This is a genomic window from Acinetobacter halobius (assembly GCF_044130335.1).
Lineage (GTDB): Bacteria > Pseudomonadota > Gammaproteobacteria > Pseudomonadales > Moraxellaceae > Acinetobacter.
In genome coordinates this window covers 57991-73617 of sequence record NZ_JBIQOD010000017.1, presented here as the reverse complement: position 1 = coordinate 73617, position 15627 = coordinate 57991, and the positions used below count along the sequence as shown (strand labels likewise).

General features: G+C 38.6%; 14 protein-coding genes and 1 pseudogene. 8 read left to right on the top strand and 7 right to left on the bottom strand.

The annotated features are described in order from the left end of the window. The 3 genes and pseudogenes from ACE01U_RS13820 to ACE01U_RS13810 all read left to right on the top strand — a co-directional run. A pseudogene (locus tag ACE01U_RS13820) lies at window positions 1-151 on the top strand (IS4 family transposase); the annotation flags it as partial. A gap of 251 nt (window positions 152-402) precedes the next feature. Next, window positions 403-846: a universal stress protein gene (locus ACE01U_RS13815; RefSeq protein WP_395579748.1), complete on the top strand. Its 444-nt coding sequence runs from the start codon at window positions 403-405 to the stop codon at window positions 844-846. An 82-nt stretch (window positions 847-928) separates the two neighbouring features. Then, window positions 929-1372 (top strand): universal stress protein, encoded by a 444-nt coding sequence (locus ACE01U_RS13810; RefSeq protein WP_086210108.1) that lies wholly within the window; start codon window positions 929-931, stop codon window positions 1370-1372. A 67-nt stretch (window positions 1373-1439) separates the two neighbouring features. Here the strand turns inward: ACE01U_RS13810 and ACE01U_RS13805 are convergent, their stop codons facing one another. Both ACE01U_RS13805 and pepN read right to left on the bottom strand, forming a co-directional pair. Next, window positions 1440-1655 carry a hypothetical protein gene (locus ACE01U_RS13805; RefSeq protein ID WP_086210109.1) on the bottom strand — a complete coding sequence of 72 codons (216 nt, stop codon included), beginning with the start codon at window positions 1653-1655 and terminating at the stop codon, window positions 1440-1442. 249 nt (window positions 1656-1904) lie between these two features. Further along, complete coding sequence (pepN, locus tag ACE01U_RS13800; protein WP_395579747.1) at window positions 1905-4514, bottom strand: aminopeptidase N; 2610 nt, start codon at window positions 4512-4514, stop codon at window positions 1905-1907. A 421-nt stretch (window positions 4515-4935) separates the two neighbouring features. On the opposite strand from pepN, the gene ACE01U_RS13795 reads away from it, so the two are divergent. The 3 genes from ACE01U_RS13795 to thiM all read left to right on the top strand — a co-directional run bounded on the left by ACE01U_RS13795 (window position 4936) and on the right by thiM (window position 7420). After that, window positions 4936-5193 carry a hypothetical protein gene (locus tag ACE01U_RS13795; RefSeq protein WP_086210111.1) on the top strand — a complete coding sequence of 86 codons (258 nt, stop codon included), beginning with the start codon at window positions 4936-4938 and terminating at the stop codon, window positions 5191-5193. Between the two features lie 185 nt (window positions 5194-5378). Beyond that, on the top strand, window positions 5379-6536 hold the full coding sequence (locus ACE01U_RS13790; protein WP_395579746.1) for a hypothetical protein: 1158 nt from the start codon (window positions 5379-5381) through the stop codon (window positions 6534-6536). An 11-nt stretch (window positions 6537-6547) separates the two neighbouring features. Continuing rightward, window positions 6548-7420, top strand: coding sequence for a hydroxyethylthiazole kinase (thiM, locus tag ACE01U_RS13785; RefSeq protein ID WP_395579745.1), 873 nt, complete (start codon window positions 6548-6550; stop codon window positions 7418-7420). Window positions 7421-7453: 33 nt separating this feature from the next. Here the strand turns inward: thiM and ACE01U_RS13780 are convergent, their stop codons facing one another. Both ACE01U_RS13780 and ACE01U_RS13775 read right to left on the bottom strand, forming a co-directional pair. Beyond that, window positions 7454-8185 (bottom strand): hypothetical protein, encoded by a 732-nt coding sequence (locus ACE01U_RS13780; RefSeq protein WP_395579744.1) that lies wholly within the window; start codon window positions 8183-8185, stop codon window positions 7454-7456. Window positions 8186-8425: 240 nt separating this feature from the next. Next, entirely contained in the window at window positions 8426-9952 is a 1527-nt protein-coding gene (locus ACE01U_RS13775; RefSeq protein WP_291373643.1) for a TerC family protein, read from the bottom strand. A 537-nt stretch (window positions 9953-10489) separates the two neighbouring features. On the opposite strand from ACE01U_RS13775, the gene ACE01U_RS13770 reads away from it, so the two are divergent. Together ACE01U_RS13770 and ACE01U_RS13765 are read left to right on the top strand one after the other, a co-directional pair. Then, entirely contained in the window at window positions 10490-10792 is a 303-nt protein-coding gene (locus ACE01U_RS13770) for a hypothetical protein (RefSeq protein WP_086210116.1), read from the top strand. A 153-nt stretch (window positions 10793-10945) separates the two neighbouring features. Further along, window positions 10946-11410 carry a MarR family winged helix-turn-helix transcriptional regulator gene (locus tag ACE01U_RS13765; RefSeq protein ID WP_086210117.1) on the top strand — a complete coding sequence of 155 codons (465 nt, stop codon included), beginning with the start codon at window positions 10946-10948 and terminating at the stop codon, window positions 11408-11410. 5 nt (window positions 11411-11415) lie between these two features. On the opposite strand, the gene ACE01U_RS13760 is transcribed toward ACE01U_RS13765, so the two are convergent. The 3 genes from ACE01U_RS13760 to ACE01U_RS13750 all read right to left on the bottom strand — a co-directional run bounded on the left by ACE01U_RS13760 (window position 11416) and on the right by ACE01U_RS13750 (window position 15608). Further along, window positions 11416-12078, bottom strand: a complete 663-nt coding sequence (locus ACE01U_RS13760; RefSeq protein WP_395579743.1) for an SOS response-associated peptidase family protein — start codon at window positions 12076-12078, stop codon at window positions 11416-11418. Window positions 12079-12892: 814 nt separating this feature from the next. Then, window positions 12893-13369 (bottom strand): hypothetical protein, encoded by a 477-nt coding sequence (locus tag ACE01U_RS13755; protein WP_395579742.1) that lies wholly within the window; start codon window positions 13367-13369, stop codon window positions 12893-12895. A gap of 76 nt (window positions 13370-13445) precedes the next feature. Further along, complete coding sequence (locus tag ACE01U_RS13750) at window positions 13446-15608, bottom strand: malate synthase G (RefSeq protein WP_395579741.1); 2163 nt, start codon at window positions 15606-15608, stop codon at window positions 13446-13448. Between the last annotated feature and the right edge of the window lie 19 nt (window positions 15609-15627).

Here is a 15627-nt window from a genome sequence, read left to right as displayed (position 1 = left end):
GAAACATATGGCGCAGGAAGGATGGAGTGTTCAAAGATTATTAAGAATTATTCAGGTGAATTTATTTGAAAGGAAGCTCTTAAAGGCACTATTTCTTCCTGATAAGAAGTGGAATAAACAAGAAGAACCTCAGCTGAGGTTCTTCTTGTGATATTTATGGGACAGCAGTGACCAATTCGCCCCTTTTATAGCTCTCGAGTTAAGCGCTGAAAAAAATTCTTCAAACTTGAAACTTGAGTTTTTTGCTCAAGATTTATTCTGGCTAAATCCACATTTAATGACATTATTTTCTGAAAATTTCATGAATTTTCAATTTTTTAGCGCAATCAAAATTGAACATTTAAGTACAGTATGTTATCAATAAAACAAGAACTAAATCTTATACAATCAGGAGTTCCACTGATGGCTTACCAACATATTTTAGTCCCTGTTGACGGTTCGCAGATTTCTTTTTCTGCTGTAAAACAAGCAAGTGAAATTGCCAAAGTTTTCGGCAGTCAATTAACTCTCATCAGCTTAGTCGCTGAGGATCCCTTGAAAGATGCTGACTTTTACTACACAGCTCCGATCATGAAAGAATATTTCATTGAAGCATATAACAATGCTGAAAAAGCCCTGCAAGATGCCGTTAAAATTGCACAAGAAAATGGTGTAGCAGCTCTGTCAAAAATCATCAAAGGTCAAGTTTCGGAAGATGCTGTGGTTGAAGCAGCAACTTCGCTGAAAACAGACTTAATTGTCATGGGTTCACATGGCCGTAAAGGCTTCCAAAAGTTTCTTTTAGGTAGCTTCGCTCAAGATGTGCTGAAGTCTACCGAGCTTCCTGTTCTCATTGTTAAAGCCTAACCCAAAATAAACTTTCTTTGCGATGCACTACGATTCTCTCTGCATAAAATAGCCATCGCGAAGAAAAACAAGGAGAATACCAATGAGCTATAAACACATTTTGGTGGCAGTTGATGAGTCACCTATGTCTTATGCTGCCGTTGAGCAGGCACTTGCTTTGGCTAAAGACCTCAATAGTCGTGTAACGTTGATGAGTGTCATTGCCGTTGATCCATTTGTCGGAGTCGATTTTTATAAAGTTGCACCTGCAATCACAGACTATTTCCTACATGCAGAACAAGCTGCTCAGGCACGTTTAGCTGAAGTCAAACTATCTTTTGACCGTGATGAAATTGAAGCAGATACTAAAGTCATCCGCGGTATATCTCCCTCTGAAGGTATTATTCATGTCGCCGATGAAGTCAGTGCAGATTTGATTTTGATGGGTTCACATGGACGCACTGGCTTTAAAAAAATGATGCTAGGTAGTGTGGCACAGAATGTCCTGACTCAGTCTCCTATTCCAGTCTTAATTGTGAAAGTTTAATACATAGTGCTAAATAAAAAAGACTGCCTAGGCAGTCTTTTTTATTTAGCAAAATATTAATATTGCACTAGCTTTTGGAAATTTGCTGATGCAAATTTTGTAAATATTGCTCTGCTACTGACTGTTGAATAAAGGTTTTTTGAAATAAACCTGAGGCATGATGGTTATGTGGACTATATTCAATATTGACTTGAAATGTTCCCAGTTCAACACTTTTTACAATACGAATCGCAATAATATGAACAGTATTTAAATAAAACCCATCTTCAATCTTAACTAACATATCTGTTTACACTCTACATGTTCTATTCACTCAACATCCTGCATACATAGGCCGAAAAAAATGCAGAATATGAGCTAATCAATGATTATTGCAGATTATTATAGCTCATAAAATGCGATTCATTTCACACTATTCACATAAAAAGTCATTATTAAAATAAATACTGATATAGATTTACCTCATGCAGTCATTCTTCAGTTGTAATAAAAAAACCAGTCATATGACTGGTTTTTTATTAAAAGAAATCTGTTAAATGCTTAGCATACTACTTAAAGTCTCACTGACATTTTTAGATTTCACTTGTGGTTTTAAGTCCTCAAGCTTTGCTTTCACTTCGCTACGCTGTGGTTCTGCCAATGTGTACCAACGTGACAAAACTTGCAATAAACGAGAGCCTACAATTGGGTTTTTCTCATCCAAATACTTTGCCAGTCCAATGAAATGATCCACACCAAAACTCCATGTGTTCACTGGGTTTGCATTTAAGCCACCACTCACTGAACGGATGCGGTTTGGTACACCCAAATCATAGTCTGTATGTGAAGTAAGATAATTAATCGTCTCTTCTGTCGCACAAGGATGTGCCGCTTGTAGCATAAACCACTGATCTAATGACAAAGCCTCATCTTTAAAACGTAGATAAAAATCACGTAATGCAGCTTCTGCTTGTGGTGCATCGTTCCACACCAAGACACGTAATGCACCTAACCGTTCAGACATATTGCCTGTGGCTTCATATTGCTGATACGCCAGTTCAAAAGCAGTTTCATCACCTTGGCGAGCCATCATACTGAGCATGATATTTTTCAGTGCACGGACACCCATGGCTTGTGAGAACTCTTTTTGCAAATCTGGGTCTAAAGCCAAATACGTGTCTTTACAGAACGCCCCTAACTCACGTGCAAGTTTGTCAATCAGAGCATTACGCTGTTCTTGAACTTTCTCAGGTTCATAATCGGTGTCGATACGGCTACCTAAATATCCTTCACTTGGCACATCAAATAAACGCGATGCCAAGAGTGGATCTTGCTCAACAAGCGCAGGCAACGTGTTTTTAATGGCTTGAATATAAATATGCGCATCATGACCATTGAGCAAAATACGCTCAAGCAGTGTTTGTGTTGCTTGCCATTGGTTAAATCCATTGGTTTCGTATTGAATTAAGAATGCCAACTCTTCATCGGTATAGTTGAACTCTAAGTTGACGGGCGCAGAAAAATTACGCAGTAATGACACGACCGGCTTCGTGCTTAAACCGCTAAATACAATGCTGGCTTGGTCTTGATCAAAAAGATACACACCGTCTTTGACTGCATTTTCAAATAAACTGTCTGAGTTTAAAAGCAATTGCTCACCTGTTGCAGCATCGAACAGTGCTAAAGCAACAGGAATTGGAACAGCTTTTAGGTTCGGATACTTAGGATGTGCTTTTAAACTTTGCTTAAAGTTTAAGGTATAAGTTTGTGCAGCAGGATCATAGTGACCTTCAGCTTCTAACTTTGGTGTACCTGGTTGGTTATACCACGTTAAGAAGTTAGATAAATCTACACCTGAACCCGCGGTCAAAGCAGCGACCCAATCTTCAACTGTCACAGCTTGACCATCATGGCGTTTAAAGTATTCATCGGTTCCTTTACGGAATTTTTCTTTGCCTAATAAGGTTGCCATCATGCGGTTAATTTCCGCACCTTTTTCATAGACTGTTGCCGTATAGAAGTTATTGATTTCCACAAAATGGTCTGGACGCGGTGGATGAGACAATGGGCCTGAATCTTCTGGGAACTGATGCGCTTTGAGTACCGCAACGTCGTCAATACGTTGAACCGCAGCAGACTGTAAATCTTCTGAGAAAGATTGATCACGGAAAACCGTTAAGCCTTCTTTTAAACACAATTGGAACCAATCACGACAAGTAATTCGGTTTCCTGTCCAGTTATGGAAGTATTCATGGGCAATCACCGACTGTACGCGCATGATCGCGGCATCTGTCGTGTATTCTTCATCAGCCAAAACACATGAGGTATTAAAAATATTGAGACCTTTGTTTTCCATCGCCCCCATGTTGAAAGCACTGGTCGCCACAATCATATAATTATCTAGGTCATAGGGACGACCATAGTGTTCTTCATCCCAACGCATTGAATGCTTTAACGCTTCCATCGCAATATGACATTTCGGAATATCTTTTTCTTCGGCATAAATTTCCAAAGCCACATCACGACCTTCGGAAGTCACATAACGGTCTTTTAAAACAGCCAAATCACCAATCACACAAGCAAATAAATACGCTGGTTTTTTGGTTGGGTCTTGCCAAACGGTATAGTGACGACCTTCTCCTGCCTCGCCCGCTTCAATTAAGTTACCATTGGCAAGTAGCACAGGATATTTTTTGTCAGCTTCTACACGTGTGGTAAACACTGAAAGAACATCAGGACGGTCTGGGTAAAAGGTAATTTTACGGAAACCTTCAGGCTCATTTTGGGTTACGAACAAATCTGATGCGGCTTGGTATAAACCTTCAAGTTGTGTATTTGACTCAGGATGAATGATCACTGATGTCTCAAGCTTGATCTGATTTGGTGCATTGCGAATCACCAACTGCTCAGCATCAAGTACATATTGCTCTTGGCTGAGTGGCTGACCATTCAGCACTAAACGCTTTAGCTCTAAATCACGCCCGAGTAGAACCAAATCACCTTCAGCTTGGCGCGTTAACTCCAGTACAGCATCAACTTTGCTATGCTCATCATAGACTTGAATATCGAGGTGAATGCTGTCTACTAAAAAAGATGGCTTTTGGTAGTCTTTTAAATAAACAGTTTGATCTGCCTCAATAATTGGATTTGCCGCAATATTCATGTCATGTCCTAATGCTATTGGTCTACAGCTTTATATTGTGTATGTTTTGATCATACGACAAGTTTGTCATGCTGTCTGTGTTCGTTGAATGATATTTATATGGGCACATTGAATTGGCTTTTCAATTGTATTTCCCTTGTCGCTATCCACTATCTTTATCAATTGAATAAGAAACAGGCAATTCCGTTCATTGTGCTGGTGTTGTTCTGCAATATTTACACCAGCACTCAAAAGCAATTTCATACAAATGGTACAAATTCAATAAAATCAGGCTTTCTCAAAACCCTATAACACTATAAGAAAGACGTTTTCGAATTTATAACTTAATTTTCAAATCGTCTACATTTTGTGCACAGTTCTTGCTTGTATCTCATTATGCATAGCGCATGATAAAACTTAGACAAAATAAAAGAGGTGTGAGATGTATTTAAAAGACCATATCGTCCGCGTCGAAAATATAAAAATGCTGCAAGCACTGGATGCTGCAAAAATTGATCATAAAGTGATTGCTATGTTTATGAGCTGTGAAGGAATGCCATTACAAGCACATGACGTCACCAGTATCTTAAACCACTATGATAACCTTAGTCGCAAAAAGCTCCCCAACAGGAAGGTTCAAGCTATGATTGAAGCCAAAAAATTAGGTAGAGAAGACGACTCTTTGCCTTGCCCCGTTTAAATTCGACTTCTACAAAAAATACGGCGCATGCCGTATTTTTTTGCCCTATATTCGCCCCTGTATCCCTTCTTCTATCTCGTCGTCACAAAGCGCCTCTGCTTGTTCAATTACACTGCAATTTACAACGCCTTTCTGAAATTTTAGCGTGTATAATTTGAGAAAATCCTGAGTTTCAGATTTATCCTATGTCGCTTCAAATTTTGCACAAACAACTTGATGAAAGCACGCCATGTCCACTGTGTCAGGCGGCTATGTTTTGGGTGGATGCTGAACAATACGATAAAGAAATTAACTTTCATGAATGTAGCCACTGCCAACATCGTGTTTTTAGTCATTCAAATCTAAATTGTCACTGTGACAGCTGTTTAGCGCAACGCAAAAAAATATTAAAAGAAACTCGCCAGCAAGAACAACGGAAAACCAAAACTAAGGACATTTATGAGTTTGAACTGGGCCAGCTCAGTTTTATGCATAAATTATTTTTATTGGCCCTGCTTGATGACTACGTACAAGAACATACTCAACACCAAGAGTTTATTGATTGGGAACAGATCAAATATTTTAGCATCAGCCCCAATTACCTGTTTCAAAATAGCCTTGTTAAACAACTGGTAAAAGAACAAATCCTCGTTGCCAAAGATTTTGCCAGTGAAGCACATCAGTACTATATCAATGTCCGTTTAGATGGTTATTCGGAACCCAGCTTATTTAGCATTACCCAACAGCTTCGTTATTGGTTTTACGAGAACCTGAGCCTCGGTGTTCCATTTAAAACCTCAGATGAAGTCAAAAATGCCTTATACCAATTGCTTTATCAGGAAATTATCCAGTTTATGCAGTTTTACTGCCGGACTTGGGGCATTCAAATTGCGGGAAATAACAGTTTCCAAGTGTTTTGTTATCGTTTACTCGATGTACTCGCAGTCGGACAAATTTATTATTTAATCCAAACTGCATTGGAGTATTTGTACGAACGTAAAGCCTTACAAATACGCAATGAAAACTTTATCAATACCAACTTGTTGAAAAAAACCTTGCAACAGTACCGTGAACGTAGTGTGGCTGAAAAATGGGAAACTTCAACGTTGCCTCGACCGCATAACTTACCATTCAGTAAAATGAGCGAAATTTTGTTTTTCCGCTTCTTGGGTTATGACGAAACTATTTTCTTCCAACCTGTTTCACGTTCATGGCAAAAAATTGAACCGCGTTTAAGTTTCTATTCGCAAAAGCGCTGTATGTACTGTGGTTCAAATGAACTCACTGTAGACTACGATGCTGACCAATATGTGACATTATTTTGTCGTAAATGTAAGCACCAAGACCACTATTTCACCAAATAAGGGCACCCACTATGACCGAGCTTTTAGACCTTTCCTTGCTTAACTCAAAACAATCAATTCAAGACCAAACCGATGTCTTGGTGGAATATGTTGCTGAAGCTTGGACTGCCCTGCAAACACAACAACCTTTGGTGCAATGTATCACCAACAGTGTTGCAGCCAACTATGCAGCTAACGTTTTATTGGCTTCGGGTGCCTCACCTGCCATGATTGATAATCCCTTTGAAGCGGAAAGTTTCACCCGCATTAGTGCAGCACTTAGTATCAACCTAGGAACACCAATCTCTGAACAAATGCAAGCCATGCAAATCTCAGCTCAAACTGCGCAGCAACAAGGCATTCCATGGGTTCTAGATCCTGTTGGTTATGGTGCATTTTTAAAATGGCGCTCTGAAATGGTCGATCAGCTTTTAGCCTTTAAACCCACGATTATCCGTGGCAATGCTTCAGAGATCAGCACACTTGCAGGCAACCACATCGAAACCAAAGGTGTGGACAGTACTGCCAATAGCGCAGATGTCTACCAACAAGCAAAAACGCTTTTTGCACATTCAGGTGTGATTGCTATCTCAGGTGAATCTGACTATATCCTGTCTCAAGAACTTAATGCTGTGATTCAAGTCAATGGTGGTTCATATTTACAACCGAAAGTAACCGCTACAGGCTGTGCTTTAGGCGCATTGATCGCTGCCTATAGTGCGGTGACCAATCCTGTTATTGCAGCACTGTCTGCGCATATTCACTTTGCGATTGCTGGACAACTTGCTTATACCCAAAGTCAAAGCATTGGAAGCTTTGCCGTAGCTTTTATGGATCAAATTCACCAACTCAAAGCTGAAATGATTTATGAATATGCAAATATACAACTGATTCAAACATCTTGATAAGCGCAAATAAAGCTGTTCTTGACTCGCTTGTTAGGCGACTTCTCGCCCTAAGAGCAAGTTAAGTACAGCATCTACTAATGTAAAAAGATCTAATTTACAAATACAGATCAACCCCATACCGATAAAATAGTCAGGTGCATGCTGCATATAAAAGTTGATATGTGGACTCGCCCGATTGCGTAGTCGAATTAATTGTTCAGGGGTTGTTTGTGGCAGCACACAAGGATGTACAAATACATCCTCACTACGTTGCTGTACATTCTCATGACGATTTTGCATGAGCTCAAGCACCTGCAAATACTCTTCAGGCATCTTAGCACCAACACGTGGATAAAAGCGCTTAGAACGTGAAGCAAACAAGCGATATACTTTCGGTTGCATCAAGCTTGAAACAAACCACAGCTGTCGCGTGGGATATTTGAGCCGATAACCTAAAGCCACTCGTATCGCAGACATCAAACTTCTGTTTTGATTCCTATAATCAGGTAAAAAGGCTGCTCGTGAATTCACGATATACAAAGTCTGCTGCTCTCTATTAAGCTTTAAAATGGCAATAATATTTTGACCGACGATTTTACCTCGATGATAAAAACGAATAATCGGTAATGCAACAACATCATGATTATAAAGTAATTGATATAACTCATTTTGAACTGCATTTGGAAAAATTTTCCGATCAAAGCTTTCCAATTTCTTAAATAAGGCCTGTTGCTTCTCAGTCGAAAGCTTAGTGAAATCGACCATTTTTTCCATAAGATGCATGAGCTCTTTCCATTTTTATTTTTGGTAGCCACACTACCTTTATTTATTATCTGATATTAAATTATGGGATAAAAACCTACCTTTACTAAACTTCACCAGCTCAAAAAGGATAAACGCACATCGCCACTAAATTTTGCGCATAGCATAGCGATTTTTTAATCAAACATCTAATGGTTAATTTATATACAAAAAAATGCCAACATAAAGCTGACATTTTTTTACAAAAGCTTAAAGCAAATCTTAAACTATACGATGAACAATACTGACAGTTTTAATTCGATTTGAATCTAACTCAAGCACTTCAAAATGAACACCACGATAGTCTAACTGAGTTCCGACCTGAACATCACCATGGGTTTTATCAAGAATTAATCCAGCTACACTGATATAGCCTGCATCTTCCTCGACCAAATCCAGCATTCCAAGTTCGAGTTCAAGTTGGTACAAGTCTAGCATTCCTGTCGCCTTCCAAGTCTGATCATCTATTTTGATCAAATCAAGCTGTTCATCAGCATCAGGAAACTCACCAGCAATTGCTTCAAACACATCAAGCGGTGACACCAAGCCTTGTACATTACCAAACTCATCACTCACCAAGACCAAAGAACCTTTTGATGTTCTCAAAGTATTAATGGCATCAATCACTTTCATTTTTTCGAAGATGTAAATTGGGCGATGACGCTTGATCAGATCTTTTAACTGTTCTTCATCATCGAGTACATCAAGCAGCTCTTTGGCACGTGCAATACTTATGACCTTGTCTAGACTACCACGACACACTGGAAATAAGCTGTGTGGTACAGACAATACCTGCTCACGAATTTTTTCAGGGGAATCGTCTAAATTGACCCATGAAATTTGGCTACGTGGCGTCATGATTGAAGCCACAGAGCGTTCGGCCAATGTCAGCACACCACCGATCATATAACGCTCTTCATCCGCAAAAGCTTCTTGTGCTTGACGCTGTTCCGGGTCTTCAGCTTCGATTTTTCCGCCCATGAGTTTTAAAATAGAATCCGCAGTACGATGACGTAGTGGAATTTTAGCCTCATGTTTTGCCGCATTACGCTCACCAAACTGGTTAAATGCCTCGATCGCAATCGCGACACCAATACCCGAATAGATATAACCCTTAGGAATATGGAAGCCGAAACCTTCCGCAATTAGGCTGATACCAATCAATAACAGGAAACTAAGACACAAAATAACCACGGTTGGATGACGGTTTACGAAAGCAGTTAAAGGCTTAGATGCCAACAACATCACGGCCATCGCAACAATCATCGCTGCCATCATGACATAAATGTTATCTACCATACCAATGGCGGTAATTACTGAGTCCAGTGAAAAAACAGCATCTAGAATAACAATTTGTGCAACGACTGCGGTGAAACCTGCATAGACAACATTGCTTGTAACTTTAAGCTCAGGCTTACCTTCAATTTTTTCGTGCAACTCAGTAACGGCTTTATATACCAAGAATAAGCCACCAAAAAGTAAAATGAGGTCGCGTCCAGAGAATGTCCATTCCAATATAGAAATAAGCGGTTGAGTCAATGTGACTAACCAAGAAATTGCAAATAACAAACCCAAACGCATAATAAGTGCAAGGGATAAACCTATGACACGCGCTTTATCACGTTGTTCAGGGGGAAGTTTTTCAGCCAAAATGGCAATAAAGACTAGGTTATCAATACCTAAAACAATTTCTAATATAATAAGAGTAAGCAAACCAACCCATATTCCCGGATCTAATAGAAATTCCATTATTTCATTACTCCAGAATTATGTTTCTGTTTTAAAAGCATAAACCCACACGGCGACGGATCCATTTTTGTGACCTGTTCAACTAAAGATGAAATAATTATGCCTGAGATGTTTGCTTTGTAATATTTTTTTTATGGTTTTTAACAAAATTTTAATATTTAGATACTTATAGAGTGAAATTTACCCTTAAAGCGCCCAACTTGACTTTAGATATTGTCACTTAATGCCAATATTCGATGTTTAAAAATTCTAGACGCATTGGTCATTTTTTAAAAAATTAATTTTCAAACTCAATTTATTTGAATCAAATAAATGTTTTTTATACATTATTTATTTTAATAATAGTTAAAAAAAATCAATTTATAATATTTATGACCTTACGCATTGAAACTTTTTGTTAAAAACACTAGTTCACAAATCCATTTTTTTCACTAAAATGAAACACAGCCAAGATTGTTGTAAAAATAATCAATTGCTAAAACCAAGGATGCGCGGATTTCTAATCCAATCAAGTAATACAGAATAGGATTCATTGCTATGACCAATGAAAAGGCTTTGACTTTTAATAAAACGTCAAAAATGCTTAGCAATACTAGCTATGAAGGCTCATATCTCAACTTAGACTCATCATTTGATCAGCATCAAGTTAAAATTGTGGTTTCGCATAATAACCAAAAGTTTGAAATGCTCCTACCTATCGTTCTACAAGACGGTACCCCAATGGCTAAACTTTCTTTAGATTCTCACCAGAATGCTGAAGTAGAAGATGAAGTTATACAATTTGCGCAGACTATTGTTGGCTTTCACCAAAATAAAAGCAGTTATACCCTATCTGTTTAATAGCCACACTTAGCTTCAAATTACTGTTAAAAGATATTTCATCTGCAAATCTCTTTTAACAGTAATTTTATATTGCTAAGTATATGAGTGTTCACATAAAATGTGTTCAATTGATTTATAAAATAAAAATACGATTCACGGGGAATCCGTCACATGACCAAAAAGTATAGTAAGTTCCTACCAGGTTCTGAAGATTTTTCACTGGAAAACTTTCCATTTTACTGGGTAACTCAAGTACATGCTCAATATGTACTCAATGTCGATCACGCTTTGAAAAAATATGGTTTAGACAACTCTCGTCGTCGTATTTTACTTGCTCTCAAATCAAAACCACATGCCAGTGTTTCTGATCTATCTGACATGGTCGTCTCAAAAATGTCGACAACCACCAAAATTGTTTATCGTTTGAAAGATGAAGGATTGGTTGAAACTTATTCTTGTGAAGATGATGCACGTATCACTCGTGTCCTCCTCACAGAAAAAGGCACAGAGATGACCAGTAAAATTAATGATTTAACCAGTGTAGTACTTGAGCAATCATTTGAAGGTTTAACACCTTTGCAAATTGAAAAAATGATGGAAAGCTTGAAACACGTGTTTAAAAATTTAGCGCGCTAAACCGTTTAAAAGTCGAAAAAGTTGAGCTGGGGACTCTCTTTTTCGACTTTTATTTTGGGTACATAAGAACATTCAAACTCTTCAACAGGAAAGCCTTGTACAAAAGATTGAATATTTGACGATTGCCAGCTAAGCCATTCCTCTAAACGGTCATGTGGAATCACAATCACTGAGCGCTTCACATCCCCCGGCTCATGGAACTCCCGCATCATTGGGTGGTCTATAGCATCCATCGTCAGCATGGTTGCTGACCGCACTACCTCGCCTGCTATGCGACAGATTTCATAAAGAGCGGCAACAAAAATAACCTGCCCATCTCGTCGTCTAACACCCCATCTCTGTGGTTTTTGCTCTATATATTTTGACTCATAGAATTCAAAAACTGGAATTACCCCAAACTGATATTTTGAAGTCGCTTCAATAAAACTAGCCTTTTGCAGAAGTGTCTCACTTCGAGCATTATAGATTTTGCTTGCAATACTCTTATCTTCTGCCCATTTCGGTATTAAACCAAAATGCACCTTACGCCATTCAAATCCTATATTTGATTTGAACAATAAGGGCAGCTCATAACCTGGATACACCTCCTCCACATAATCAAAAGGAATTTCAGGTAGGCCAAACTGCTGTACTTGAGCAAGGGTTAGAGGTTTAAAATTAGCACACATAGCATCAAATCATTTTCGCTTTTTTGTCTCAAGCGAAGTTCTAAACTTAATCAATAGAGTAACATATCATCTTGGATATTTTACCCATAAGGCATAATCAACCAAAGCCCAAACTAAAGTCTTCAAAATACATCACTTAGCTTGAGCTAGAAAAGATATGCGAGACCTGTAAATACCATCTGCCAATAGTGAGCACGATAAACGACAACCTAGCTTTTGTTCAAGCATACTTTTCTACTACCGTACAGCAAAAGTATAACCTTAGCTATTTATCTAAGTTTCAGCCCTAAATAATGAGTCTGCACCAGTCAAAGCGACTAAAAATAAAATGGGATAAAGACTCAATAAGATATTTTTTCCAATCAGTTGGTGAAATATTTAAGTCGAAATCAGCTTATTGATGGCGAAACTTCAGCCACAAATTCGCACCATATAGCAATCAAGATTGATACGCTCTGTAAGACCAATACATTCATTAGAGCTCTTGCAAAAGTCAAAAAATGATCATGCATTGGTAATAAAACAAGTGTTGAACGTCACTTCACTCTTGGTGAAAAGCTTAGAATGAGGGCGGATTCTTCCTATCAATCCTATCCCTATCCCTAGCCCTCTCCTTTTAAAAGAAGAAGGAACTTTCATTGTGATTTCAATACAGCTCAAAAAATGACTTATGCAAAAAATCCATTTATCTTAGAACAAATCTAGTAGACATAGACCTTATTTTTACTCTTGGCTTTAGAGCAAACCAAGTGCTTGGTGGACTATATATCCTGTCGAAAGCTCAATAAAAGTTCTCTATGAATATAAATCTTTTTCATCTCAGTTGATTAATTTGTTTTACTGCCACATAAATTCGCCAATAAATATATGTACTGATAATAACTTCAAAAATAAGACCTATGACTATATTTAATTGCTTAAGCATTGCCTCTTCCAAACTGGAAGCAAAAACCCAAATTATGACTTGTAAGGAAATACCAACTATCAAAAACAACACAAGTGATTGAATTGTAATAGGTAGACTCAAAGCAATAATACGCTTTAAAAAATCACGACCTTTTTCACCCCCATTCACTTTAAAGATTGCATTTATCCAGCTAATCAACAAACCAATTTGCAGAATAAATGATGCCCACGCTGCGGATACGGTAGATTCGGGTGCAAGTGTAAGTGCTAAATAACTCAACAAGATAATAATGGCACTCACGATATAATAATTTTTAAAATCTGTTTCTGAGACTTTATTTAACTTCAAATCTTCTACTAATTTATTAACATTCCAGAAGTACATTGTTATTCCTTGTTCTTATACTATTTAAAATTGCTGATAAAAAAAGCCTCCGAAGAGGCTTTTTTAGATTTACAGATTAGTCACCTGTATAACCTTTTAACTTCAAACGTGCAGCATGTAGAAGTGGCTCTGTATAACCTGATGGTTGCTCACCACCTTTAAACACTAGGTCATAAGCTGCTTTGTATGCATAACCATCGAAGCTTGGTGCCATTGGTGTATAAAGCGGATCGTTTGCGTTTTGCTCATCAACGATTTTCGCCATACGCTGCATCACTTCTTCAACTTGCGCTGCAGATACGATGCCATGATGCAACCAGTTTGCAACGTGTTGAGATGAAATACGCAAAGTTGCACGGTCTTCCATTAAACCAACGTTGTTGATGTCTGGAACTTTCGAACAACCTACACCTAAGTCAACCCAACGTACAACATAACCTAAGATCCCTTGAAGGTTATTTTCAAGTTCTTTGGTTTTCTCTTCTTCAGTCCAGTTAGTATCTGTCGCTAAAGGCGGTGTTAACAAATCGTCTAATGATAAAGGCTGAGTATTCAAGAGTTCTTTTTGACGCTCAGACACGTTGCATTGGTGATAGTGAATCGCATGAATGACAGCACCAGATGGAGATGGAACCCATGCACAGCTTGCACCCGCTTCTGGATGTTCAATCTTGGTTTTGTACATGTCTAGAAGCATGTCTGGTTTTGGCCACATGCCTTTACCAATTTGTGCTTTACCACGTAAGCCCGCTTGAAGACCGATCATCACATTGCGGTTTTCATATGCTGGGAACCAAATTTGTGCTTTCACTTCGCCCTTACGAACAAATGGACCTGCTTCCATGAAAGTATGAATTTCATCACCTGTACGGTCCATGAAACCTGTATTAATGAAGATAGTACGGTCTTTTGCTTGAGCAATACAGTTTTTCAAGTTTACAGAAGTACGACGCTCTTCATCCATGATACCGATTTTTAACGTTTTTGCAGGCAAGCCAAGCGCTTGTTCTGAACGCTCAAACAACTCAACCGCAAAAGCAACTTCTTCAGGGCCATGCATTTTAGGTTTTACGATATACATTGAACCTTTACGCGAGTTCTTGTTTTCGTTTTCACCTTTAATGTCTGCAAAAGACAATAGCGGAGTGATCAATGCATCCATAATCCCTTCGTAAATTTCAGCACCATCTACAAGGATCGCAGGGTTGGTCATGAGGTGACCCACGTTACGAAGAAGCATCAATGAACGACCATGAAGTTTCGTTTCACCGCCAATCAAATTTTTGTGCGTACGGTCTTTATTCAAAGTACGCGTAACAGTTTTACCATTTTTCTCGATAGACTCTGAAAGTGTACCTTTCATCAAACCTAACCAGTTACGGTAGCCTTCAACTTTCTCTTCTGCATCTACAGCAGCGATCGAGTCTTCTAAGTCTTGAATTGTGGTTAAAGCAGACTCAAGAACCAAATCTTTTACGCCAGCCGCATCTGTTTGACCAATTGGGCTGTTTGCATCAATTTCGATAATAACGTGCAAGCCGTTATTTAAAAGTACGATTTCTGTTGGAGCAGATTCTTCGCCATTGAAACCTACAAATTGTGCTTCGTGTGCTAAGCCTGTTGTTGAACCATCTTTCAAGGTCACAACTAACTTTTTGCTTTCAACTGCATATTTTGTCGCATCAGCATGTGAACCATTTGCTAATGGGAAGGTTTCATTTAAGAAGTTTTTAGCAAATGCAATAACTTTATCGCCACGTACTGGGTTATAGCCTTTACCTTTTTCAGCGCCACCGTCTTCAGGGATCACGTCAAAGCCGTAAAGTGCGTCGTATAAAGAGCCCCAACGCGCGTTTGCAGCATTTAAGCAGTAACGTGCATTACGTACAGGTACCACCAATTGCGCACCAGCCAATAATGCGATTTCTTCATCTACATTTTCTGTGCTGATTTGGAAATCTTCTACTTCTGGTACCAAGTAGCCAATTTCAGTAAGGAAAGCTTTGTAAGCTCCAAGTTCAAATTTGTTGTTGCGGTGCCATTCATCAATCTTCGCTTGAATGTCGTCACGCTTAGCCAATAGTGCTTTGTTCTTTGGGCTAAGATCGACAACGACTTGTTCAAAGTTCTTCCAGTAAGCTTCACTGTCCAAACCTGAACCTGGAAGTGCTTCATTTTCGATGAAATCGTAAAGTTCTTTAGCAATCGCTAACTTGCCTTTTTGAATACGTGCAGTCATTGTCTTTCCTGATATTGCT

Coding starts and splice junctions, on each gene's coding strand:
- pepN (WP_395579747.1), bottom strand. CDS start 4,514: ATGAATATTGCGGCAAATCCAATTATTGAGGCAGATCAAACTGTTTAT.
- ACE01U_RS13775 (WP_291373643.1), bottom strand. CDS start 9,952: ATGGAATTTCTATTAGATCCGGGAATATGGGTTGGTTTGCTTACTCTT.
- ACE01U_RS13765 (WP_086210117.1), top strand. CDS start 10,946: ATGACCAAAAAGTATAGTAAGTTCCTACCAGGTTCTGAAGATTTTTCA.
- thiM (WP_395579745.1), top strand. CDS start 6,548: ATGACCGAGCTTTTAGACCTTTCCTTGCTTAACTCAAAACAATCAATT.
- ACE01U_RS13810 (WP_086210108.1), top strand. CDS start 929: ATGAGCTATAAACACATTTTGGTGGCAGTTGATGAGTCACCTATGTCT.
- ACE01U_RS13760 (WP_395579743.1), bottom strand. CDS start 12,078: ATGTGTGCTAATTTTAAACCTCTAACCCTTGCTCAAGTACAGCAGTTT.
- ACE01U_RS13790 (WP_395579746.1), top strand. CDS start 5,379: ATGTCGCTTCAAATTTTGCACAAACAACTTGATGAAAGCACGCCATGT.
- ACE01U_RS13795 (WP_086210111.1), top strand. CDS start 4,936: ATGTATTTAAAAGACCATATCGTCCGCGTCGAAAATATAAAAATGCTG.
- ACE01U_RS13805 (WP_086210109.1), bottom strand. CDS start 1,655: ATGTTAGTTAAGATTGAAGATGGGTTTTATTTAAATACTGTTCATATT.
- ACE01U_RS13780 (WP_395579744.1), bottom strand. CDS start 8,185: ATGCATCTTATGGAAAAAATGGTCGATTTCACTAAGCTTTCGACTGAG.
- ACE01U_RS13755 (WP_395579742.1), bottom strand. CDS start 13,369: ATGTACTTCTGGAATGTTAATAAATTAGTAGAAGATTTGAAGTTAAAT.
- ACE01U_RS13750 (WP_395579741.1), bottom strand. CDS start 15,608: ATGACTGCACGTATTCAAAAAGGCAAGTTAGCGATTGCTAAAGAACTT.
- ACE01U_RS13815 (WP_395579748.1), top strand. CDS start 403: ATGGCTTACCAACATATTTTAGTCCCTGTTGACGGTTCGCAGATTTCT.
- ACE01U_RS13770 (WP_086210116.1), top strand. CDS start 10,490: ATGACCAATGAAAAGGCTTTGACTTTTAATAAAACGTCAAAAATGCTT.